20 protein-coding genes are annotated in these 22,078 nt (G+C 65.1%); 14 read left to right on the top strand and 6 right to left on the bottom strand.

Translation table 11 applies throughout. The features are described from left to right. Positions 1 to 13: 13 nt before the first annotated feature. The 4 genes from AC5RTB_RS02930 (at position 14) to AC5RTB_RS02945 (ending at position 4,250) form a co-directional block, all read left to right on the top strand. A complete protein-coding gene (locus AC5RTB_RS02930) occupies positions 14 to 1,426 on the top strand; it encodes an MFS transporter (RefSeq protein WP_494059569.1) in 1,413 nt (470 codons plus the stop codon). A 154-nt stretch (positions 1,427 to 1,580) separates the two neighbouring features. Beyond that, positions 1,581 to 2,855 (top strand): serine/threonine-protein kinase, encoded by a 1,275-nt coding sequence (locus AC5RTB_RS02935; RefSeq protein WP_494059570.1) that lies wholly within the window; start codon positions 1,581 to 1,583, stop codon positions 2,853 to 2,855. Next, positions 2,852 to 3,241, top strand: a complete 390-nt coding sequence (locus AC5RTB_RS02940; protein ID WP_494059571.1) for a hypothetical protein — start codon at positions 2,852 to 2,854, stop codon at positions 3,239 to 3,241. Before AC5RTB_RS02935 ends, AC5RTB_RS02940 begins: the two co-directional genes overlap by 4 nt. A gap of 10 nt (positions 3,242 to 3,251) precedes the next feature. Then, positions 3,252 to 4,250, top strand: coding sequence for a prenyltransferase/squalene oxidase repeat-containing protein (locus AC5RTB_RS02945; protein ID WP_494059572.1), 999 nt, complete (start codon positions 3,252 to 3,254; stop codon positions 4,248 to 4,250). On the opposite strand, the gene AC5RTB_RS02950 is transcribed toward AC5RTB_RS02945, so the two are convergent. From AC5RTB_RS02950 to AC5RTB_RS02960, 3 genes are all read right to left on the bottom strand, one after another. After that, the gene (locus tag AC5RTB_RS02950) at positions 4,247 to 6,064 is read right to left on the bottom strand and encodes an acetyl/propionyl/methylcrotonyl-CoA carboxylase subunit alpha (protein WP_494059573.1); all 1,818 of its coding nucleotides are present in this window, start codon (positions 6,062 to 6,064) and stop codon (positions 4,247 to 4,249) included. The genes AC5RTB_RS02945 and AC5RTB_RS02950 overlap by 4 nt on opposite strands. A gap of 126 nt (positions 6,065 to 6,190) precedes the next feature. After that, positions 6,191 to 6,811, bottom strand: a complete 621-nt coding sequence (locus AC5RTB_RS02955; protein ID WP_494059574.1) for a Maf family protein — start codon at positions 6,809 to 6,811, stop codon at positions 6,191 to 6,193. 112 nt (positions 6,812 to 6,923) lie between these two features. Continuing rightward, positions 6,924 to 8,636, bottom strand: coding sequence for a DUF885 domain-containing protein (locus AC5RTB_RS02960; protein ID WP_494059575.1), 1,713 nt, complete (start codon positions 8,634 to 8,636; stop codon positions 6,924 to 6,926). Between the two features lie 152 nt (positions 8,637 to 8,788). Between AC5RTB_RS02960 and AC5RTB_RS02965 the strand changes: the two genes are divergently transcribed. Both AC5RTB_RS02965 and AC5RTB_RS02970 read left to right on the top strand, forming a co-directional pair. Then, positions 8,789 to 10,072 (top strand): serpin family protein, encoded by a 1,284-nt coding sequence (locus AC5RTB_RS02965; RefSeq protein WP_494059576.1) that lies wholly within the window; start codon positions 8,789 to 8,791, stop codon positions 10,070 to 10,072. Then, a complete protein-coding gene (locus tag AC5RTB_RS02970) occupies positions 10,069 to 11,331 on the top strand; it encodes a serpin family protein (RefSeq protein WP_494059577.1) in 1,263 nt (420 codons plus the stop codon). Before AC5RTB_RS02965 ends, AC5RTB_RS02970 begins: the two co-directional genes overlap by 4 nt. A gap of 24 nt (positions 11,332 to 11,355) precedes the next feature. Here the strand turns inward: AC5RTB_RS02970 and AC5RTB_RS02975 are convergent, their stop codons facing one another. The 3 genes from AC5RTB_RS02975 to AC5RTB_RS02985 all read right to left on the bottom strand — a co-directional run bounded on the left by AC5RTB_RS02975 (position 11,356) and on the right by AC5RTB_RS02985 (position 13,726). Next, positions 11,356 to 11,799 carry a pyridoxamine 5'-phosphate oxidase family protein gene (locus AC5RTB_RS02975; RefSeq protein WP_494059578.1) on the bottom strand — a complete coding sequence of 148 codons (444 nt, stop codon included), beginning with the start codon at positions 11,797 to 11,799 and terminating at the stop codon, positions 11,356 to 11,358. Positions 11,800 to 11,915: 116 nt separating this feature from the next. Then, complete coding sequence (locus AC5RTB_RS02980; protein WP_494059579.1) at positions 11,916 to 12,146, bottom strand: acyl-CoA carboxylase subunit epsilon; 231 nt, start codon at positions 12,144 to 12,146, stop codon at positions 11,916 to 11,918. Beyond that, entirely contained in the window at positions 12,143 to 13,726 is a 1,584-nt protein-coding gene (locus AC5RTB_RS02985; RefSeq protein WP_494059760.1) for an acyl-CoA carboxylase subunit beta, read from the bottom strand. Before AC5RTB_RS02985 ends, AC5RTB_RS02980 begins: the two co-directional genes overlap by 4 nt. Before the next feature lie 283 nt (positions 13,727 to 14,009). On the opposite strand from AC5RTB_RS02985, the gene AC5RTB_RS02990 reads away from it, so the two are divergent. From AC5RTB_RS02990 to AC5RTB_RS03025, 8 genes are all read left to right on the top strand, one after another. Next, entirely contained in the window at positions 14,010 to 14,858 is an 849-nt protein-coding gene (locus AC5RTB_RS02990) for an SDR family oxidoreductase (protein ID WP_494059580.1), read from the top strand. Between the two features lie 150 nt (positions 14,859 to 15,008). Further along, a complete protein-coding gene (locus AC5RTB_RS02995; protein WP_494059581.1) occupies positions 15,009 to 15,893 on the top strand; it encodes a biotin--[acetyl-CoA-carboxylase] ligase in 885 nt (294 codons plus the stop codon). Between the two features lie 41 nt (positions 15,894 to 15,934). Next, the gene (locus AC5RTB_RS03000; protein WP_494059582.1) at positions 15,935 to 16,543 is read left to right on the top strand and encodes a PH domain-containing protein; all 609 of its coding nucleotides are present in this window, start codon (positions 15,935 to 15,937) and stop codon (positions 16,541 to 16,543) included. Positions 16,544 to 16,598: 55 nt separating this feature from the next. Then, entirely contained in the window at positions 16,599 to 17,681 is a 1,083-nt protein-coding gene (locus tag AC5RTB_RS03005) for an adenylate/guanylate cyclase domain-containing protein (RefSeq protein ID WP_494059761.1), read from the top strand. A gap of 92 nt (positions 17,682 to 17,773) precedes the next feature. Then, complete coding sequence (locus AC5RTB_RS03010) at positions 17,774 to 18,520, top strand: PP2C family protein-serine/threonine phosphatase (RefSeq protein WP_494059583.1); 747 nt, start codon at positions 17,774 to 17,776, stop codon at positions 18,518 to 18,520. Continuing rightward, complete coding sequence (gene ligA, locus AC5RTB_RS03015) at positions 18,510 to 20,696, top strand: NAD-dependent DNA ligase LigA (protein WP_494059584.1); 2,187 nt, start codon at positions 18,510 to 18,512, stop codon at positions 20,694 to 20,696. The genes AC5RTB_RS03010 and ligA overlap by 11 nt, the downstream gene beginning before the upstream one ends. After that, complete coding sequence (locus AC5RTB_RS03020; protein WP_494059585.1) at positions 20,693 to 21,529, top strand: inositol monophosphatase family protein; 837 nt, start codon at positions 20,693 to 20,695, stop codon at positions 21,527 to 21,529. Before ligA ends, AC5RTB_RS03020 begins: the two co-directional genes overlap by 4 nt. Then, positions 21,526 to 21,984, top strand: a complete 459-nt coding sequence (locus AC5RTB_RS03025; protein ID WP_494059586.1) for a DUF2087 domain-containing protein — start codon at positions 21,526 to 21,528, stop codon at positions 21,982 to 21,984. Before AC5RTB_RS03020 ends, AC5RTB_RS03025 begins: the two co-directional genes overlap by 4 nt. Positions 21,985 to 22,078: the final 94 nt, after the last annotated feature.

The raw sequence follows: 22,078 nt of genomic DNA on the forward strand, positions 1-22,078 counted from the left end.
AAAGCAAAAATCCATGTCATCGTCATCATCGACCGTGGAGCCGGAGGCTACAAAGCCACTGAACTCCAGGGGCCGCGTCATCTTCGCGAGCCTCATCGGCACCACCATCGAGTTTTACGACTTCTACATCTACGCCACAGCGTCGGTGCTGGTGTTCCCGGCCCTCTTCTTCCCGAACTCCGACCCTGCCACGGCGCTGCTGCAGTCCTTCGCAGTATTCGGCGTCGCGTTCGTCGCCCGCCCGCTCGGGTCGATCGTCTTCGGCCACTTCGGTGACCGCATCGGGCGCAAGGGCACCCTGGTGGCGTCGCTGCTGACGATGGGTATCGCCACCTTCCTGATCGGCGTGCTTCCTACCGCCCAGGTTCCCGGGTGGGCCTTCGCGGCTCCGGCGATCCTGGTGCTGCTGCGCTTCTGCCAGGGCCTCGCCCTCGGTGGGGAGTGGAGCGGCGCTGCCCTCCTCGCCACCGAGAATGCACCCAAGGGCAAGCGGGCCGTCTACGGAACCTTCCCGCAGCTCGGAGCGCCGATCGGCTTCATCATCGCCAACCTGCTGTTCGTTTTCCTGAACGCCGTGCTGCCGTCCGAAGACTTCCTCGCCTGGGGTTGGCGCGTGCCGTTCATCGCCAGCGCCATCCTCGTGATCGTCGGACTCTACGTTCGACTGAAGCTCATCGAGAGCTTCTCCTTCCAGCAGGTGCTGGACAAGGGCAAGGTCGTCAAACTGCCCCTTGCCTCCGTATTCACCAGCCACTGGCGCCCGCTGCTCCTCGGCACGTTCATCATGTTCGCCACCTACGTGCTGTTCTACCTGATGACCTCGTTCACCCTGACCTTCGGTACCGCTCCGGCCACGGTTGACCAGGCCCGGGCTGCCGCCGAGGCGGCCGGCAGGGAATTCTCGGCCGACGCTGCAGCGGCGTTTGTGCCCGGTCTTGGAATCAGCCGCGGCGACTTCCTCTGGATGCTGATCATCGGCGTCGTCTTCTTCGGTATCTTCACCATCGTTTCCGGTCCGCTGGCGGAGAGGTTCGGCCGCCGCAAGATGCTGCTCCTGGTCACCGCGGGCATCGCAGTCTTTGGCCTGACCTGGGTCCCGCTCTTCGGTGCCGGCACGGTCGGAGCCATGGCGCTGCTGATCCTCGGCTTCATCCTCATGGGCCTTACCTTCGGGCCGATGGCGGCGATCCTGCCCGAGCTGTTCCCCGCCAACGTCCGCTACACCGGGTCCGCAGTGGCCTACAACCTGTCCAGTGTGATCGGGGCGGCGCCGGCGTCGTTCGTGGCGATCGCCCTGTGGCAGGCCGCTGACGGAAGCACCTTCCTGGTGGGTCTCTACCTGAGCGCTGCCGCAGTGCTGACCTTCATTGCGCTGTGGCTCTCCCGCGAAACCCGGGACAACGACTACGAGAACAACATCGCCTGACCCCGGCACCCTCAAGCACGAGGCTCCCGTCCGCCCTCAGGGGTGGGCGGGAGCTTTTGCATTCGCGCACACCGCGCAGGTTCCCAAGTTTTCCGTAGGGCTCCCCGGCGAGAATCATTGACAGGCTTACCTTTTCTGGCGGGAGCGGATGGGCATGAATCAGGAGACCCTCGCTAGTGGGCGGTACGTCCTCGACCGTGTGATCGGTGTCGGTGGTATGGCCGATGTCTATCGCGCTCGGGACACCCGTCTGCACCGGGATGTTGCGGTGAAGATGTTTCGCCGCGGTTCTGCCGAGGGCGTGGCGCGCGGCTCGGGGGAGGCGAGGATGCTGGCCGCCCTCCACCATCCCGGCCTGGTCCGGGTGCTCGACATGGACGCCGAATGCGCCAGGCTTGAGCCGTCCTACCTTGTCATGGAGTACATCAAGGGCTCCGATCTCGGAGCAGTACTCCGGGATGGCCCGCTCTCGGTCGAAAGAGCGACGACGGCAGGCCGGGACATCGCTCGCACACTGGAGTACATCCACGCCCGGGGAATCGTTCACCGTGACATCAAGCCCTCGAACGTGCTCACCCGCAGCAGTAAGGCACCGGAGGGCCTCTTCGACTTCCTCCTCACAGACTTCGGCGTCGCCAGGTTCTTCGGAAGCAACCGGGTGACGGCAACCGGAAGCCTCATCGGCACGGCAACCTACTTCAGCCCGGAACAGGCGCGTGGAGACCAGGTGGGAACACCGACGGACATTTACGCGCTGGGCCTGGTTCTGATTGAATGCCTGACGGGTGAGCCCGCCTTCCCGGGCACAGGCCTGGAGAGCGCGCTTGCGCGTCTGAGCCGCCCGCCCCTCATCCCGGAGTCGTTCGGGACCGGGTGGCACCAACTGCTCACGGCCATGACCCTGGACAGGCCGTTCGAGCGCCCCAGCGCAGCGGAGGTCGTCCGCCGCCTTGAGGCCATGAAGCTCCCCGCAGCAAGTGCGACGCCCGTTGCCCCGTCTCGCGCGGGAGGAACGACGACGACGGCACCGCCCGCGCCCACTCCCGCCCCGGCGCGCCCACTCCCGCCCCGGCGCGCACTCCGGCCCCCGGCGCGCACTCCGGCCCCCGCGTGCACTCCGGCCCCCGCGCGCCTAAGGGTCCCGCAGGCTCCTTCGGGGCGGCCGTCCGGGCAGCCGATGCTCGAATCTGTCCGGGACCGCAACGTGGAAGGAACGCGGAACTCCGGGGCAACGCAAGGCCCGACCCCGGCATTGGTGAGGCTCCATGCGCGGGTCCTGGCCGTCGTCGTCGTTCTGGTGGGGTTGACCTTCGTCGTGACCCTCATGGTGCTGCAGGCGGACACCGGACCCGGGCCCGTGCCTCTGCCCTTCGTGCCGGGAAGTACCGGCGCCATGCTCGACAGCCTGTATGAAAGTGTGCAGCCGTGAGCCTGCGCGGCGGACTCGGGGCTCTGGTTGTCACTGGCGTGCTCATGCTCAGCGGGTGCTCCGCCCCGCCGATTGCCAGCGAGGTGGCCCGGGAATTGCAGTGCGAGGTTCGGGTGATCGCCGTCCTTACTGCGCGCGGCGACACCGCAGACGCTGTGGCCTCTGCCCACACGCTCTCGTCGAAAGTGCGGAAGGCTCAGTCTGATGGGCAGATTACCGGTGAACGGGCTGTGATGATCCTGCAGCGGGTGGACCAGCTCATCGACCGGCTGCTACGTTCGGGCGCGGCTCCTGCCGCCGTGGATCTGCCCGAGCCCTTCGAAGCCGAACTCATCCCGCCCCCCGTCATTGTTGATGCAGCGGAGGAAGTCGATGCAGCGGAGTAACCTGTCGAGCATGCAGATAGACTCTGACCTTCTGATCTGGCTGCAGGACACTGACCCCGCGCTGCGCTGGCAGGTTCAGCGGGACCTCGCCGGAGCACCGGAGGCGGAATGGCAGGCTACCCGATCCAGCGTCGTAACCGAGGGTTTCGGCGCGCGACTGCTCGCGCACCAGGATGCGGACGGCCAGTGGGCAGGCGGCGCGTACTTTCCCGCAGGGTTTGACTTTGAGGGTCCTGAAGCCGCGGCGGATGCCGGGCAGCCGTACACGGCAACAACCTGGTCGTTGAACGCCCTCCGGGAATGGGGCGTGGACGCGCGCGTGCTCTCCGGAACAGCTGAACTGCTGGACGAAAACAGCCGCTGGGAGTACGACAACCTGCCCTACTGGGACGGCGAGGTGGACTGCTGCATCAATGCCTTCACCCTCGCCAACGGGAGCTGGCTGGGTGCCGATGTCTCGAAGCTTGCCCAGTGGTTCCCCGAACACCAGCAGGACGATGGCGGATGGAACTGCGAGTGGGTGGAGGGCTCGAAGCGGTCCTCGTTCCATTCAACGCTGAACGTTCTCAAGGGGCTGCTGTACTACGAGATCGCCGCCGGCGGCTCCGATGAGCTGCGCGCCGCACGCCGCGCGGGTGAGGAGTACCTGTTGGAACGCCGGCTGCTCTACCGGCTCTCCACCGGGACACCGGTGGCGCCCTGGGTATCCCGTTTCGCCTATCCGTTCCGATGGATCTACAGCGCGCTGAACGCCGTGGACTACTTCCGGTCAGCCGCCCTGCACGACGGCGGCGCCCCGGATCCCCGTCTGGCCGACGCCACCGACGTCATCCGCGGGGCCCGCCGGCCGGACGGTACCTGGATTCAGGAGCGCCGGCATCCCGGACGGGTCTGGTTCGAGGTGGACGTACCTGCAGGCGAGCCCTCACCGTGGCTGACGTTCCACGGCGTGCGCGTACTCAGCTGGTGGGACTCGCGAGTGGAAGCGGAAGCTGAGCAGCTGCGCTAACTGATCGCTGCGATGACCGCACCGGCGGACACCGTGTCGCCCGGCGCTGCGGTCAGCCCGGACAGCATGCCCGACTTGTGCGCTGTCAGCGGCTGCTCCATCTTCATCGCTTCGAGCACCACAATGAGGTCGCCCTCGGCCACCTGGTCCCCGTCCTGAACCGCAACCTTCACGATGGTGCCCTGCATGGGCGAGGTAAGGTCGTCGCCACTGGCGGCAGAACCGGCACCGGCACGCGAGCGGGCAACCTTCTTCGGCTTTCCGGCACCCTTACCCGAGGACTTGCCGTTGGCGACCCCTAGCGAAGCCGGGAGCACAACCTCAAGCCGCTTGCCGCCCACTTCAACTGTCACGCGCTGGCGGCTCTCAATGTCCTCGGCAGAGGAGGCGGCGTCGCCGTCGGGCGTCCACGGCGCGATGGTGTTGTCGAACTCGGTCTCGATCCAGCGGGTGTGCACCGAGAAAGTTCCGGACGCCGGCGCGAAGGCGGGGTCGCTGACGACGGCGGCATGGAACGGCAGGACGGTCGGCATGCCGTCGATCTGCATTTCCGCCAGCGCACGGCGCGAGCGTTCCAGTGCCTGGGCGCGTGTGGCACCTGTGATGATGAGTTTGGCCAGCATCGAATCGAAGTTGCCGCCGATGACCTCCCCGGCTTCGACGCCTGAGTCCACCCGGACGCCGGGGCCTGTGGGCAGCTTCAGGGTCTGGACGGTGCCGGGAGCGGGCATGAAGTTCCGGCCGGCGTCCTCGCCGTTGATGCGGAATTCGATGGAGTGTCCGCGGATCTCAGGATCGGTGTAGCCGAGTTCCTCGCCGCGGGCGAGACGGAACTGTTCGCGCACCAGGTCGATGCCGGTGACTTCCTCTGAAACCGGGTGCTCAACCTGCAGGCGAGTGTTCACCTCGAGGAACGAAATGGTGCCGTCCTGGCCCACCAGGAACTCGCACGTGCCGGCGCCCTGGTAGCCGGCTTCTTTCAGGATTGCCTTCGACGCCTCGTATAGCCGGGAGTTCTGGTCCTCGGACAGGAACGGCGCCGGCGCTTCTTCCACCAGTTTCTGGTTGCGGCGCTGGAGGGAACAGTCTCTCGTGGAGACGACGACGACATTGCCGTACCCATCGGCGAGGCACTGGGTTTCGACGTGGCGGGGTGCGTCCAGGAAACGTTCGACGAAGCATTCACCGCGACCGAAGGCAGCGGTTGCCTCACGCACCGCAGACTCGTAGGCCTCCGCGATCTCTTCGCGGTCCCGGACGACCTTGATGCCGCGTCCGCCGCCGCCGTACGCGGCCTTGATGGCGAGCGGCAGGCCGTGCTCATCGGCGAAGTCGAGGACTTCCTGTACTGATTCGACGGGGTCCTTCGTGCCGGGGACCAGGGGAGCGCCGACCTTTTCGGCGATGTGGCGGGCCTGCACCTTGTCACCGAGCTGCGCGATGGATGAGGGTGATGGGCCGATCCAGGTGAGTCCGGCGTCGAGCACTTTCTGCGCGAACTGGGCGTTCTCGGAGAGGAAGCCGTAGCCGGGGTGGATGGCGTCCGCGCCACTGCGCACCGCTGCATCGAGGATCTTGTCCATCACCAGGTAGGACTCCGCCGCGGTACTGCCCTCAAGCGCGAAGGCCTCGTCGGCCAGACGCACGTGCAGCGCGTCCCGGTCCGGCTCAGCGTAGACGGCAACCGACGCAATGCCTTCATCACGGGCTGCCCGAATCACGCGAACTGCGATCTCGCCGCGGTTGGCGATCAGGACTTTGGTGACGGGTGCGGCGGATTCTGGCACCGACTCGCGCATCATCGACTCGCTCATGGGTTATAAGGCTCCTTTTGGTCTGTTGGGAGCCTAGCGCGGTTTTGTTGCTACCGCCCATAAACCATGCCGGTTCCCCGTGTTGGGGAGACATTATTTGTAGGGATTCTACAAACCGCCTGAAACCTAACGCCAGAATTGGGTGATGTCGACTCCTGCGGCGAGGAGGAGCTCGCGAAGCGTCGAAATGCTGAGCCCGACGACGGCGTGTGGGTCACCGTCAACCTTGCGGATGAAGGCACCTCCGCGCCCGTCAATAGTGAAGGAGCCGGCGCAGTGAAGCGGCTCACCGGTTGCGATGTAGGCATCAATCTCGCCGTCGGCGAGCTCCATGAAGTGGACCTCGGCGGAGGCAACTGCGCCGGAGGCTGACCCGAGACCGGTGCCGTTGCGCGTGTCTACGAGCCAGTGTCCGGTGTGCAGGGTGCCCTGTGAGCCGGACATCCTTTTGATGCGTTCCCGTGCGACGTGTACCTCATACGGTTTGCCGTGTGCCTCGCCCTCGAACTCGAAGACCGAATCGCAGCCGATGACCAGTGCTCCACGGGCTTCCGGAAGCGCGGCGACTGACTCTGCCTTGGCGCGGGCCAGGAGTTGGGCGGTGTCGTAGGGACTGGGAGTGCCGTGTGCGGCGGTCACGGCGTCTTCATCGACGTCAGAAACCATGACGGTGTGCGCTATGCCGGCTTCGGCGAGAAGCTTGGTGCGCGCGGGAGATGCGGAAGCGAGGATCAGCCGGATGGTCATGCGGACAAGCCTAGTGTTATGCCGTCCCTCCAGATACACATGAGTTGGCAGGACACGCCCCGAATGCGTTGCTATTCGGGGTGTGTCCTGCCAACTCAAGGTGTGGCGGGGTTTAGCTCAGCAGCGCCCGGCGCAGGGTATCCAGGCCAACCGAACCGAGGTTGAGTGCGCGGGTGTGGAAGTCGCGGAGGTTGAAGGAATCGCCCTCGCGTTGCTTCACCTCGTCGCGGATCTGCTCCCACAGGCGCTGGCCGATCTTGTAGGCGGGTGCCTGTCCAGGCCAGCCGAGGTAGCGGTTGAACTCGAAGTTGAGCTGGCCCTCGCTGATGGCGATGTTCTTTTTCAGAAACTCGTAACCCTTGTCCGGGGTCCAGGTTCCGGAGCCCCAGCGCTCGGGTATCTCGAGCTCAAGGTGGACGCCGATGTCGAATACCACGCGGGCGGCGCGCATCCGCTGGGCGTCGAGCATGCCGAGCCGGTCTCCGGGATCGCTCAGGTAGCCGAGGTCCTCCATGAGCCGCTCTGCGTACAGCGCCCAGCCTTCACCGTGTCCGGAGACCCAGACGGCATTGCGGCGCCATGAGTTGAGGAGCCCGCGCTGGAAGGTCGCCGTAGCGATCTGCAGGTGGTGTCCGGGAACGCCCTCGTGGTACACCGTGGTGGTTTCCTTCCACGTGGTGAAGGTGTCCTCGCCTTCAGGCACTGACCACCACATGCGGCCGGGGCGTGCGAAGTCCTCGCTGGGACCGGTGTAGTAGATGCCGCCTTCCTTGGTCGGTGCGATCATGCATTCGAGCTCGCGCATGACGTCCGGGATGTCGAAGTGCACTCCGGCGAGTTCCTCGACGGCGCGGTCGGACAGTCCCTGCATCCAGGCCTGCAGGGCTTCGGTGCCGTGCAGCTGGCGTTCGGGGGACTCATCGAGGACGCGCATGGCTTCCTCGATGGACGCGCCCTCCTTGATCTCATTGGCGACGGCTTCCTGCTCGGCGATGAGCCGGTCGAGTTCCTCGACGCCCCACTGGTAGGTTTCCTCGAGGTCCACTGCGGCTCCGAGGAACTGGCGGGACATCAGGGAATAGTGCTCGCGACCCACGGCGTCTTTTTCGGGAGCTTCCGGCAGCAGTTCCTCCTCAAGGAAGGTGCCGAGGTGGCGGTAGGCGTTGCGGGCCGCTTCCCCGCCTGCAGCGAGTTCGGTGCGTACGGAGTCCGGGAGGCCGCCGTCGTCGGTGTGTGCGCCGCCCACGAATTCATCGAAGTAGCCGCCGTCGGCCGCGTACGCCGCGGTCTGTTCGATGACGATGCGTACCTGGCGCGCCGCGGGCAGGATGTCCCGGTTCTTGCCCTCGCGGAGTGAGGTGATGTAACCGCCGATGGCGTCCGGCACGTTGCAGAGCCGCCCGGCGATGTGGCTCCACTGCTCAGCGGTGTCGGTGGGCATGAGGTCAAAGATCATGCGGATTTCCTGGGCCGGGCAGGCCAGGTTGTTGAGGTTCGCCAGGTTGAGGCCGGTCTCGTGAATCTCGAGTTCCAGGCCAAGGCGTTCGCGCAGCGCGTCCAGGGTGACGGCGTCGACGTCGTCGGTGGGTTCGAGGTCGTCAAGCCGGCCGAGGGTTTCCCTGGTGGCTTCGGCGAATGCCTCAAGCCCGGCGGGGGAGTAGTCGCGGTATTCGGTCTCGTGTCCCGGCAACCCCAGCTGGGTGGCGAATCCCGGGTCAAGTTGAAGCAGGGTCTCCGTGTAGGCCTCGGCAACGGCGTCGATGGCCGTTTGGGCACGGGTGGGCGCCTCAGCGGTCAGATTTAGGGCGGAAGTCTGGTTGATCACCCGTAGAGCCTAACGGCCCGTTGTTGCCCTCGGCCACAGAGCTGTCGACGCTACAGCCGTATCGTGACCGGATTGTGTTCCGGCCGTGCTGGAGGACTAACCTTCGCTGCGCCTACGTTTGAAGCCGGCAGTTACAGCGATGGGGGACGACGATGAGCAGCATCCCGAGAAGGCTCCTTACCTCTGTCCTTGCCGCTGAAGCGCTGGTGCTGACGGGCTGCGGTTCACCGGCGGCGCCTGAACAGCGCATGGCCGATGTGGAGCGCCAGTCCGTGTCGCTGATGGATCATCCCGACGCAGTTGCCGCTCTCCGTGATTCCTCGTACCTTCTGGGCGCGGCGATGCTTACCGCCGATCCGGACAGCGCCCCGGGCACCAATCAGGTCACCAGCCCGGTCAGCGCTCTTGCAGCGCTCGCCATGCTGCGGGTAGGTGCGCGGACAACGACGGCGGCTGAGATGGACACTGTCCTCGGCCTTCCGCCTGAGCACCGCGACGAAGCAATGAACGCACTGTTGGCGAACTGGGCAATGCACGACGGCGATCCCGGCTCCGTGAACGAGGAGGAACCGCCGGACGATCCGCTGCTGCGCGTCGCGAACGGGCTCTTCATCGACGAAGGACTGGAAGCGGCGCCGGGGTTCCTTGAGCCGCTGGCTCAGCACTATGGGGCGGGGGTGTATCCGGTGGACTACTCCGCCGGCGGCGCCGACGACGCCATGAGCGCCTGGATCGACCGGAACACAGGCGGGCGGATAAAGCAGGCGCCGCTCGAACCCACACCGGACACTGTGCTGAACATCATCAACACCGTTTACTTCGCTGCTGCCTGGGCTGATCCCTTTGACCCGGCGGCGACCGGCCCGGGCACCTTCACCACGAACGAGGGGGAGGTGGACACACCCATGATGAACACGCTGCTGCCCCTCGCCTACGCTCACGGCGACGGCTGGCAGGGGGTTGACCTGCCCTACAACAACGGGTTCCTGATGAGGCTCATTCTGCCTGCCGAGGGGTCTGATCCGGTCCTCGACGCCGGAGAACTGGCCGCGGTGAATGGCACGATGGACGGCGCTTCCTCCGCGATGGTGGCGCTGACCCTTCCGTCCTGGGATCACTCGTACAATCTGGACCTCATGACGGTGCTCAGCGCAATGGGACTGAAGGAGACGATGGGTCCGTCACCGGATTTCAGTGGGATCAGCGAGGGCATCTTCGTTGAAGGGGCAGCGCAGTCGGCCAACATCACCGTCGGTGAGAAGGGCACTATCGCAGCGGCAGTGACACAACTGGCTATGGCCGGAAGTGCACCGCCCGAGCCGGATATCGCACTGGTCTTCGACAGGCCCTTCCTCTACCAGATCCTGCACGAGGACACCGGCATGCCGCTGTTCCTCGGAACGGTGATGGACCCGAGCGCCGGAGAAGAAACGTGAGCACCACGCGGAGAAGGCTGGCGACTTCAGTGATCGCCGCGGCAGCGGTACTCCTCTCCGGGTGCGGCACGGCGTCTCTCCCGGACCAGCGCATCGCAGATGTGGAGCGACAGTCCGTGTCGCTGACGGACCATCCCAGCGCCGTTGAGGTCCTGCGCGACTCCTCCTACCGGCTGGGTGCACAGATGCTTTCAGTCGAACCGGACAGCAATCAGGTCACCAGCCCGGTCAGCGCTCTGGTTGCGCTCGCAATGCTCCGCGTCGGAGCACGCACGACGACGGCGGAAGAGATGGACACTATCCTCGGCCTTCCGTCTGAGCACCGCGACGAAGCGATGAACGCGCTGCTCACTGAGTGGGCAGCGCACGACGGCGATCCCGGCTCAGTGGACGAGGACGACCCGCCGGAGGAGCCGCTGCTGCACCTGGCCAATGGGCTCTTCCCGGCGGAGGACCTGATCCTTGAGGACACGTTTCTGGAATCTTTGGCCGCACAGTACGGCGCGGGCGTGTATCCGGTGGACTACCTGAGTGATGCCGCGTGGGAGAGCATGAACGCGTGGACGAAGCACCACACCGGTGGGCGTATCGAGGAAGTGCCGATCAAGCCGTCCTCGAACACAAGGCTGAACATCATCAACACGGTGTATTTTGCGGCGGCCTGGCAGAATCCCTTCGATCCGTCAAACACCGATCCGGGCACCTTCACGACGGACAAGGGAGACGTCCAGACGCCCCTGATGCATAACCAAATGTCTCTGGCCTATGCCGAAGGCGATGGGTGGCAGGGAGTCGATCTGCCCTACCGCGACGGCCTGGTCATGCGGCTGATCCTGCCCGAGCGCGGTGCCACCCCGGTGCTGGAGCACACCGAACTGCTCGAGGTGAATACTGCGATGGAGCAATCGGACGCTGCACTGGTGCAACTGATCCTTCCGTCCTGGGACCACACCTACGACCTGGACCTGAAGGCGATGCTCACCGAGATGGGCCTCGAGGAGGCCATGAGCGAAGAGGCGGATTTCAGCGGCCTCAGCGCAGGTCTTTTCGTCAGCGGCGCCGCGCAATCAGCAAACATCACGGTGGCAGAAAAAGGGACAATCGCCGCAGCCGTCACGCAGATCGCCATGGACGAATCAGGATTCGCCGAGGCTGACGTCGAGCTGGCCTTCGACAGGCCCTTCCTTTACCAGATCCTGCATGAGGACACCGGCATGCCGCTGTTCCTCGGAACGGTGATGGACCCGAGCGTTGAGTGAAAGCTACTGCACGGGGCACACGTCTCAGACGGCCAGGACACTGCGGCCGCTGATCCTGGAAGGCTGTATCTCGACGAAGGTTGTCCGCGAGCCCCCGGCCCACGGCTCCTCGGCAGGACGTCCCCACAGTTCGGTCAGTAGCGCTTCGTCGCGGACGATGTCCGCGGTTCCGTTGGCGAAAACGGTCCATCCGGCCATCGCCTCGGACCGGACCTGGTCAACCTGGAAAGCGCTGCCTTCGAGAGGCAGCAGGCTGCCGATATCGCCGTCGTCACGGGTCCGGAAGTAGATGGCGCCGTCCTGCACCAGGTAATTGACCGGATAGATGTGCACGGCACCGTCCTTCAGGAAGCCGAACCGGCCCGTCTTTTGGGTGCTCAGCAGTGCCCAGCACCGGGTGTCTGACAGCTCCTCCGACATATGAAGCGTGCCGGGTTGTCCTCGATAGTCGTCTTCCCTGGGATCCATGGGGTTCCTTCCGCCGGGGCAGTATGTGCTCGGTCTGGTACACCCCCAACCTAGGGTGGTTCGCGCCGGAAAGGAAGCACGGGGCAGAAGCGCCCCCGGATGTTACCGGAGGGTTGTCACCGGAGGGTGCTGCGGCGCCACGATCCCGGACCGGGCCGCGGGCCCAGCCGCAGTTGGTCCCGCCGGATCCAGGTGCGGTGGGCCGCCGGCCGGGGTGCGCCGTCGTCGTTTGCCTGCAGTCCCAGCACGACGACGGCGAGCGCCGCCAGCTCCTCCGGCGTCGGGTTTCCGGCTACCACCTGAAACAGGGGAGCAGTTTCCTCGGCAGTCATGTTTTCAACGGTCATAGCGGGATATTTCCGTGCTTCTTGGCGGGCAGCGCTGCGCGCTTGTCGCGGAGGGCGCGCAGGCCGCGGACTACCTGGACCCGGGTATCCGAGGGGGCGATCACCGCGTCGACGTAACCCAGCTGTGCCGCCTGGTACGGGTTGAGGAGTTCCTCTTCGTACTGGCTGATCACTTCCGTACGGGCGGCTTCGACGTTGCCACCGGCGTCCGCGACGGACTTCAGGTGGCCGCGGTAGAGGATGTTCACCGCGCCCTGCGCGCCCATGACGCCGATCTGGGCGGTGGGCCAGGCGAGGTTGATGTCCGCGCCAAGCTTCTTCGAGCCCATGACAATGTAGGCGCCGCCGTAGGCCTTGCGGGTGATGACGGTCAGCTTGGGCACCGTGGCTTCCGCATAGGCGTACAGGAGCTTGGCGCCGCGGCGGATGATCCCGTTGAACTCCTGGTCCTTGCCCGGCAGGAAGCCCGGCACGTCAACGAGGGTGAGGATGGGGATGTTGAACGCGTCGCAGTGGCGGACAAACCGGGCGGCCTTTTCGGAGGCGGCGATGTCCAGGGTTCCCGCGAACTGCATCGGCTGGTTCGCGACAATGCCGACCGTGTGGCCCTCCACCCGGGCGTAGCCGATCACCACGTTCGGCGCGTACAGCGACTGCATCTCCAGGAAGTGGCCGTCGTCGACGATCGTGGAGATGACGGTGTGCATGTCGTAGGGCTGATTCGCCGAGTCGGGGATCAACGTGTCCAGCTGCGCATCCAGCTCGTTGAGCTCGAGGTCTTCGGTGAACTCGGTCAGCGGCGCTTCGGCGAGGTTGTTCGAGGGGAGGAAGTCGAGCAGTTCGCGGACGAAGTCAATTGCGTCCTGCTCATCGGTGGCCAGGTACGTGGAGGTTCCCGTGGTGGCGTTGTGCTGGCGCGCCCCGCCGAGGGTTTCCATGTCCACGTCCTCACCGGTGACGGTCTTGATGACGTCGGGGCCGGTGATGAACATGTGTGAGCTCTTGTCCACCATGACCACGTAGTCGGTCAGCGCGGGGGAGTAGGCGGCGCCGCCGGCACACGGACCCATGATGAGTGAGATCTGCGGGACCACGCCGGAGGCATGCACGTTGTTCCGGAAGATGTCGGCGAACATGGCGAGCGACGCGACGCCCTCCTGGATACGGGCGCCGCCGCCGTCGTTGATTCCCACCAGCGGGCAGCCGTTACGGAGCGCGAATTCCTGGACCTTGACGATCTTCTCGCCGTTGACCTGGCTCAGCGACCCGCCGTAGACGGTGAAGTCCTGGCTGTAGATTGCGATCTGCCGGCCGTCCACAGTGGCATAGCCGGACACCACGCCGTCGCCGAGGGGCTTCTTCTTTTCCATGCCGAACGCCGTGGAGCGGTGTACAGCGAGGGCATCGAACTCTACGAACGATCCGGGGTCAACAAGCATCTCGATGCGCTCACGCGCTGTCCCCTTGCCCCGGGCGTGCTGCTTCTCGACGGCCTCCGGGCCCGACGGTGCCAGCGACCGTTCCTGCCGCTGCCGGAAGTCGGCGAGCTTACCCGCGGTGGTATGGAGGTCGGAGCTGATGTCGGCTGCGAGGCCGGCGTCCTGTTCCAGGGGAAGCGTTTCGGGTTGCATCGAGTCTCTTCCGATTGATGTCTGGGGCGGCTGGCAGGTAGCCGATTCCTGAGGGCGCCTTAAGTAGGTTTCCTCCAAAGAACCGGGCTTCCCGCCCAGTCTAGTGAGCTAATCGACGCCCATGACTGTAGAACACCTACAACAACTCCTCAAAAGACTTAGCGCCGACCCGGAAGTTACTCGCCGGTAACAATTAGGTTTATCACCCGTTCCCGGCATTATGGTGTCCCGTATGACAGGCAACGGCGCTTCCAATTCCGGCACCCTTTCCGGGCGCACCATCCTCATGTCCGGCGGCAGCAGGGGCATCGGTCTCGCGATAGCACTCCGCGCGGCCCGCGACGGCGCCAACGTCGCCATCCTTGCCAAGACCGGTGAACCCCACCCCAGCCTTGAAGGCACCGTCCATACCGCCGCGGACGAGATCCGCGCAGCAGGCGGCGGCGCGCTCGCCGTCGTCGGGGATGTAAGGAACGACGACGACGTCACGGCCGCCGTAGAGGCGACGGTCGCCGAGTTCGGCGGCATCGACGTCGTTATCAACAACGCGTCGGCGATCGACCTCTCGAAAACCCCCGATGTCTCCATGAAGCGCTACGACCTGATGGCGGACATCAATGTGCGCGGGACGTTCATGCTGAGCAAGTTCGCGCTTCCAGCGCTCCGTGAGGGGAACAATCCCCACATTCTGACGCTCTCGCCACCGCTCAATCTGGACCCGGTATGGGCCGGCAAGCACCTCGCATACACCATGGCCAAGTACGGGATGAGCCTGACAACGCTCGGGCTCGCCGAGGAACTCCGTGAGGACGGCATCGCCGTCAACTCCCTGTGGCCGCGCACCCTGATCGATACTGCGGCAATCCGGAACATGCCCGGCGGCAGTGAGCTGATCAAGGCGGCCCGGACGCCCGACATCGTCGCGGACGCAGCCCGCACCGTTCTGGTTCGTCCAGCCCGGGAGTGCACCGGGAACTTCTTCACGGACGAGGAGGTCCTGCGGCAGGAAGGCGTCACGGACTTTAGCGGATACAGCCTGGGGGCGCCCGAGAACCGGCTGGTGCCCGACATCTTCCTCTGAGCGGAGCGCCTGGATAATGCTTCGTCGCTCGCCTCCTGTTAGCGCTCTTGCCATGGGATACCAGTAGACCGCTATCCGATGGCAGGAGCGCTATCCCAGGCTCGTATTGGAAGAGCCCGCCGCCCGGTCCCCGGCCAGTAGGCTTGTAGGATGACATCCCGCTACTCCAACCTCGAGCGTCCCGGCCTGGACCAGGCCGGCCTGAGCGAGGCGCTGTGCAGTCCACGCGGACCCTACGCCAGACTCGAGTTGGTGGAGGCGACGGGTTCAACCAACACGGACCTCGCCCGCCATGCCGTCGAGGAACCGCAGGAGTGGCCGGACCTCAGCGTGCTCACCGCAGAGGAGCAGACCGCCGGGCGCGGCCGGATGGACCGAACGTGGACGGCGCCGGAACGATCCTCGCTGATCGTCAGCGTGCTTCTGCGCCCCCACAACGCCGAGGGGCGTCCGCTGCCCACGCAGAGCTACGCGTGGATGTCCCTGCTGGCGGCGCTCGCGCTCTCGGAAAGCATCGAGGAGCGCACCGAAATCGCCCCGCAGCTCAAGTGGCCCAACGATGTCCACGTTGATGGGCGCAAGCTGGCCGGTGTCCTTGCCCAACTGGTGCCGGGCGCCAACGCCGAACCGCCCGCCGTCGTCATCGGGACCGGAGTCAACGTGAGCCTGACCGACCAGGAACTGCCGGTTCCCACGGCCACCAGCCTGCTCCTCGAGTACGCCACCACCACCGACCGCAACGTGCTGCTGAAGGCCTACCTGCGCAGGCTGGCGGCGCACTACCGGGAATTCACAGCCGTCGACGGCGATGCCACGCGTCCCTGGACGGACGGCACCTCGCTGCTCGCGCGGGTCAGCGACCGCATGGTGACTCTCGGGCAGGATGTCCAGGCGGACCTGCCGAACGGCACCGGGATCACCGGCCGCGCAATGAACCTCGACCATCACGGCGCCCTGGTGGTGCGCGATGACGACGGCGAGAGGCACACGGTCTCGGCGGGCGACGTCGTGCACCTGCGGCCGCTGACGCTGTAAATGGGCATCCCAACCATGCTCAACGCACCGGAGGGACCCTCATGCGGATAAGGCTGGAACCGGGGGAGCGCGTGGTGGTGCGCACCCGGCCTCATCCGCGACGGCTGATTCTTCCTTTCTGCATTGCACTGCTGATTCTCGCCGGCGGCGGTTACGGCCTGGGTTGGTTCAGCCGCACACAGCTGCCGCTCGGGTGGGAACAATGGGGCCCGGCCGTTGTCACCGGCTTCCTTGTGATTGTGCTGCTGCTCCTGTTCCGGATCTTCATCCGGCCGTTGCTGCAGTGGGCCGGTACCCGCTACATCCTGACCAGCCGCAGGCTGATCCGTCGGTCCGGCTTCGCCAGGCGCAGTGAACGGGAAGTCCGGCTGACGGGCATCTTCCAGATCATTATCGAGCAGACCCTCATCGAGCGACTCACCGGTGGAGGGAGCCTCATCATCGATCTGGGCCGGGACCGGTTCCTGTCCTTCACGGAGGTTCCGCAGGTATACACGTTCAAGCAGTACATGGTGGAGGCGATCAGCGATCTCCCATTGACCGCCATGTTCGATGGTGTAGATATGGAAGTTGAGCCGGTGGACGGGACGGAAAACGATGCATGGGACAGGAGTGGTGATGAGCGCCAGCAGCGGCACGGATGGAACTGAAGCGAGCGTCGTCGACCCTTCCCAGGATGATCCCGATAATCCGCTGACTCTTTCCATGCCGGTGATCAACCGGGAAGACCTGCCGCGAGCGCCGGACAAACTGGACCGCGACGCCATCCGTGAGCTTGAGATCGAACTCCTGGGAGCGGAGCGCACGCTGCGCCGCCGCGACGTGGCCTCCGGCGCGGGCGTGTCACTGTTGTCGGCGCGGAAACTGTGGCGGGCAATGGGCTTTCCAAATATCGGTGACGACGACGTCGCATTCACCGAGAAGGACATGGCAGCCCTGACCACAATCATCGAACTGGTGCGCAAGGAACAGCTCACCGAGTCGGCGGCGATCTCCATCACCCGCGCAATCGGCCAGATGACCGACCGCATGGTGGTGTGGCAGATCGAGGCGCTCGTCGAGGAGATGGTGGTGCAGCGCGAAATATCCGACGCCGCCGCCCGGCGCGCACTCGTCGCCGAGTTGCCGCAGCTGATCGAACCGCTGGAGGAAACCCTGGTCTACGCATGGCGCCGCCAGATGAACGCAGCGGTTCAGCGGTTGGCCGTCCGTGCGGAATCCGGGCTCGCGTCCAGCCTCGGAGGACCCGAGGGGGCGGAAGACGATGCGCCGCTGCCCCTGGCCCGCGCCGTCGGTTTCGCGGATCTCGTCTCCTACACAAGCCTGTCGAGGCAGATGAACGAACGCACGCTGGCGCAGCTGGTGCAGCGGTTCGAGAACAAGTGCGCCGAGATCATCTCGGTTGGCGGTGGACGCCTCGTCAAGACCATCGGTGACGAAGTGCTCTACATCGCCGAGACGCCGGAAGCGGGCGCGGAAATCTCGCTCGCACTCGCCAAGGCGTTCACCGAGGACGAGCTGCTGCCGTCAGCTCGCGTATCAATGGTCTGGGGCAGAATCCTGTCCCGGCTGGGAGATATCTACGGGCCCACCGTGAACCTTGCATCCCGCCTGACATCGCTGGCCGAACCCGGAACGGTGCTCATCGACGCATCCACGGCCGCGACCCTGCGCGACAACGACCGCTTCGTCCTCATGCCCCACAAGGCCCGGACGGTGCGCGGTTTCGGGGAAGTGCACCCGGTGACGCTTGCACGTGGAACGGGCACCGGGCTGATTCTCGACTGACACCCGGCTGCCCGCCTGCGGGCTCTGCGCGGTGAAGTCGCCGTCTGGGTGCCCTTCGTCATAGAATCCGAGGTGCGGTCCGACGAACCAGCATGCAGGCTTGTAACGAGGCGAAGGAGCGGAAGATCAGACTCAGTGTGGGATACGCATCGGACCGGGGCCTCAAGCGTCAGCTGAACGAGGATTCACTTATTGCAGCCGAGCCGATCTTTGCGGTTGCCGATGGTATGGGCGGCCATGAAGCGGGGGAGGTCGCCTCAGGAATCTGTGTCAGGACGCTCCGCGAGAGCAGCATCATCGGGAAACATGCACCGCAGTTTTCGGTAGCGGAGCTCGAGGAACTCCTGCGTACTGCCGACGAACAAATCCGCGCTGAAACCGGGGGCAGAGCCGGGACAACGGTCTCCGGCGTGGTGTTCGTCGAGGAGTCAGGCACCCCGCACTGGCTCTTCTTCAACGTGGGTGATTCACGGACCTATAAACTCCACGGCGAGCAGTTCGGACAGATATCCGTTGATCACTCGGAGGTTCAGGAGCTCGTGGACCGCGGTCACATCACGCAGGAACAGGCCTCGGGCCATCCGCGCCGCCATGTGATCACTCGGGCGCTGGGTACTGGCGATGACGCTGAGGCGGACTACTGGCTCATGCCGGTCGAGGCGGGTGACCGCATTCTGATTTGCTCTGACGGGCTGACAACGGAAGTGCCGGAGGAGCGCATCTACGAACTGGTCACCTCAGTCGGCGACCCCCAGCAGGCAGCAGACGAGCTGGTGCAGGAGACTCTTCGCTGCGGTGCCCGGGACAACGTAACAGTGGTGGTCGTCGATGCGGGCTGATGAACTTCCCGAGGTTGAGCTGCCCGCCGACGAGGTGCCGGATGACTCCCTGAAGGAGGAGTACGGCAGGCTCGTGGAGGAGGTGCGCAGGCACCGCTTCGCCTACTACAACGAGAACGCGCCGCTCGTCTCGGACGCGGAGTTCGATGAGCTGTTTCGCCGGCTGGAGGAGATCGAGGCCGAGCACCCGGAGCTGATCTCCAACGATTCGCCCACCCAGGAAGTCGGCGGCGATGTGTCGGCCGCCTTCGCTCCGGTGAAGCACCTGCAGCGCATGTACAGCCTCGAGGACGTCTTCTCCACGGATGAGCTGGAGGCATGGATCCGGCGTGCCGAGGCCAGCATCGAGTCCCAACGCCCGGGAAACACAGCCACCTGGTTGACCGAGCTGAAAATCGACGGGCTGGCAGTCAACCTTCTGTACCGCAATGGTGAGCTGGTTCGGGCAGCCACCCGCGGTGACGGAACAACGGGTGAGGACATCACGCACAACGTCCTTACCATCAAGACCATCCCGCGCAGGCTCAAGGGCTCCAACCACCCCGGCGAGGTGGAGATCCGCGGCGAAGTATTCTTCCCCTCCAAGGAATTCGCCCAGCTCAACGAATCGATGGTCGCAGCAGGCAAGGCGCCGTTCGCCAACCCCCGCAACGCCGCTGCAGGCTCCCTTCGCCAGAAGGACCCCGCTCTTACCGCGCAGCGGCCGCTGGACATGTACGTGCACGGCATCGGCGCGCGTGAGGGACTCGACGCCGAGAGCCAGTCGGAGACCTATGGGTTGCTTGAACAGTGGGGCTTGCCCGTTTCGCCGTACTACAAGGTGCTCGGGTCCTACCAGGAGGTCCTCGACTTCATTCAGCACTACGGCGAGCACCGCCATGACCTGCTGCATGAGATCGACGGCATCGTTGTCAAGGTGGACAGCTTCGCCCTGCAGCGGGCACTCGGGCATACCTCACGTGTGCCGCGCTGGGCTGTGGCGTACAAATACCCGCCGGAGGAAGTCAACACCAAACTCCTCGACATCCGCGTCAACGTGGGCCGCACCGGCCGCGTCACCCCGTTCGGGTTGATGGTCCCTGTGAAGGTGGCCGGGTCCACGGTGGAGATGGCAACCCTGCACAACCAGGAGGTCGTGAAGGCCAAGGGCGTACTGATCGGTGACATCGTGGTGCTGCGCAAGGCCGGAGACGTGATCCCCGAGATTGTCGGTCCCGTCGTCGCATTGCGCTCGCGTCAGGACCCGCCGCCCCACGAATTCGTCATGCCGACCGAATGTCCCTCATGCGGGACGCCGCTCGCGCCCGCAAAAGAGGGCGACGTCGACATCCGCTGCCCCAACGCAAAGTCGTGCCCGTCCCAGCTGCGCGAGCGCGTCTTCCATGTCGCCGGCCGGGGCGCTTTCGATATCGAGGCGCTGGGCTGGGAAGCGGCGATTGCCCTGACACAACCGGCCGAGCCTGCAGTCCCGCCGCTGACCACGGAGGCGGACCTGTTCAGGCTGACGCCGGAGAAGCTTGCCGATGTGCGGATCCTTCGGGACAAGAAGGTCAAGGGGGTGGTCACCGGCCAGGAACTGGTCCCGTATTTCTACTCGCGGGGCACCGCCAAGAAGCCGTCGGAGCCCACCGCCAACACGCGCAAGCTTTTTGCTGAACTGGAAAAAGCGAAATCCCAACCGCTCTGGCGGGTGCTGGTCGCGTTGTCCATCCGTCATGTCGGACCTACGGCTTCCCGCGCACTTGCCACTGCATTCGGGTCGATGGAACGGATCCGCAGTGCCAGTGAGGAGGAATTGGCCAACGTCGACGGGGTCGGTCCAACCATTGCGGCAGCACTGAAGGAGTGGTTCGCGGAGGACTGGCACTGCCAGATCGTCGACCGTTGGGCAGAAGACGGCGTAAGGATGGCCGACGAGGTCGACGAGTCCATGCCCCGCACGCTGGAGGGGCTCACCGTCGTCGTTACCGGCTCCCTGGAGGGGTTCAGCCGTGACGAAGCGAAGGAAGCAATCATCCAGCGTGGCGGAAAGGCTTCGGGATCGGTATCGAAGAACACCAGCTATGTAGTCGCGGGAGAAAACGCGGGGACCAAGCTCGACAGAGCCGAGCAACTGGGCCTGCCGATTCTTGACGAAGACGGTTTCAGGAAACTGCTCCAGGAAGGAAGCGTATGAGCACCAGCGCCAGTCCGGCCGAGTTGCTTCACGTCGCATTACAGGCGGCCGATGCGGGCGCGGCGGTGTTGCAGAAACGCGCCGACGGGGACCTGCAGGCCGAGAACAAGAGTTCGGACAGCGATTGGGTGACAGCATTCGACACGGCCGCTGAAAGAGCCGTCCGCGACGTGATTTGGCGCTCCCGCCCACACGATGCAATAACGGGCGAGGAGTACGGCACCACGGTGCCCGAAGGGGTAACCTCGGGCATCCGCTGGTCCATCGACCCCCTTGACGGCACCACCAACTTCATCCGGAACATCGTCTACTACTGCACCTCCGTGGCAGCGGTCTCCGAGGACGGTACCTGGCTGGCCGGCGTCGTGCACGCGCCTGCGCTGAACCGGGTGTACTGGGCGTCCCGTGGACAGGGAGCCTGGGTGCGTGAGGCGGGAACGGTCCGACAGTTGCATGGTCCGGTTGCCGGTCGGCCGGGCACTCTTGTTGGCAGCGGGTTCACCTACAACCCTGGGCAGCGTTCGCAACAGTTGGGGGAGCTGAGTGAACTGCTCGCGGGTCACGGTGATATGAGGCGCATCGGGTCGGCTGCCCTGGACCTGTGCATGGTGGCAGACGGTACCCTGGACGCTTATGTCGAGCGCGGGCTGAATGAACACGACTGGGCGGCCGGTGCATTGATCGCCGAGGAAGCGGGCGTTGCTGTCCGCCGACCCGAGCTGTCCTCCGTATTGGACGGAGGCCCCGATGAAGCGGAGCGTTTCTCTGCCTTCACGGTCGCGGGTCCCCAGACGGTTGTGGATCTGGCAGAGCGTCTGGAGTCGCGGGTGTGACCGGAAGCTGGCAGAAGGTTTTCTCGACGCTGGCCTCGGAGCTGCTTCGGGAAGCGTACGCACGGGCCGTGCTGGGTGGAGACGTCGACGTGCGGTCGAAGGAGCACTCGAAGCTGGTTGAGTCAGGACTCCTCCTGGCCGACGGCGCCGTCAACGGTGAACTCTTCACAGAGATACTCCGCGCAACAGCACTTTCCCGGCCCCAGGGCGTTGACAGGTTCTTTCGAAACGGCAGACTCGAGGGCTTGCCGGCAGGAAACACGGACCGGGTGGCTGTGCTGGAACACCTTGCTGACCGCTTGTTCCCCGTTGACCGGGAACTGGACGAGCAGTCGGTCAACCTCCTGATCGCGACGGTCACACATGACATCCCAACCCTGCGGCGGGCGCTTGTTGATTACGGGTACCTGGCGCGTAACGCGGACGGCACGGGTTACCGGCGAAAGCTGGGGTAATTTAATCTGATCGTTGCAATTGGTCCTGCGCCCAACGATCATCGCTCTGCCACACTCGGATCATCAATCCGATGCTGAGGAGGCGTTCGTGGAC

This window comes from Arthrobacter sp. M71 S08, from assembly GCF_059089725.1.

Coding starts and splice junctions, on each gene's coding strand:
- AC5RTB_RS02930 (WP_494059569.1), top strand. CDS start 14: ATGTCATCGTCATCATCGACCGTGGAGCCGGAGGCTACAAAGCCACTG.
- AC5RTB_RS03010 (WP_494059583.1), top strand. CDS start 17,774: ATGCAGGCTTGTAACGAGGCGAAGGAGCGGAAGATCAGACTCAGTGTG.
- AC5RTB_RS02995 (WP_494059581.1), top strand. CDS start 15,009: ATGACATCCCGCTACTCCAACCTCGAGCGTCCCGGCCTGGACCAGGCC.
- AC5RTB_RS02975 (WP_494059578.1), bottom strand. CDS start 11,799: ATGGATCCCAGGGAAGACGACTATCGAGGACAACCCGGCACGCTTCAT.
- AC5RTB_RS03020 (WP_494059585.1), top strand. CDS start 20,693: ATGAGCACCAGCGCCAGTCCGGCCGAGTTGCTTCACGTCGCATTACAG.
- AC5RTB_RS02945 (WP_494059572.1), top strand. CDS start 3,252: ATGCAGATAGACTCTGACCTTCTGATCTGGCTGCAGGACACTGACCCC.
- AC5RTB_RS02980 (WP_494059579.1), bottom strand. CDS start 12,146: ATGACCGTTGAAAACATGACTGCCGAGGAAACTGCTCCCCTGTTTCAG.
- AC5RTB_RS02935 (WP_494059570.1), top strand. CDS start 1,581: ATGAATCAGGAGACCCTCGCTAGTGGGCGGTACGTCCTCGACCGTGTG.
- AC5RTB_RS02965 (WP_494059576.1), top strand. CDS start 8,789: ATGAGCAGCATCCCGAGAAGGCTCCTTACCTCTGTCCTTGCCGCTGAA.
- AC5RTB_RS02990 (WP_494059580.1), top strand. CDS start 14,010: ATGACAGGCAACGGCGCTTCCAATTCCGGCACCCTTTCCGGGCGCACC.
- AC5RTB_RS03000 (WP_494059582.1), top strand. CDS start 15,935: ATGCGGATAAGGCTGGAACCGGGGGAGCGCGTGGTGGTGCGCACCCGG.
- AC5RTB_RS03005 (WP_494059761.1), top strand. CDS start 16,599: ATGCCGGTGATCAACCGGGAAGACCTGCCGCGAGCGCCGGACAAACTG.
- AC5RTB_RS02950 (WP_494059573.1), bottom strand. CDS start 6,064: ATGAGCGAGTCGATGATGCGCGAGTCGGTGCCAGAATCCGCCGCACCC.
- AC5RTB_RS02955 (WP_494059574.1), bottom strand. CDS start 6,811: ATGACCATCCGGCTGATCCTCGCTTCCGCATCTCCCGCGCGCACCAAG.
- ligA (WP_494059584.1), top strand. CDS start 18,510: ATGCGGGCTGATGAACTTCCCGAGGTTGAGCTGCCCGCCGACGAGGTG.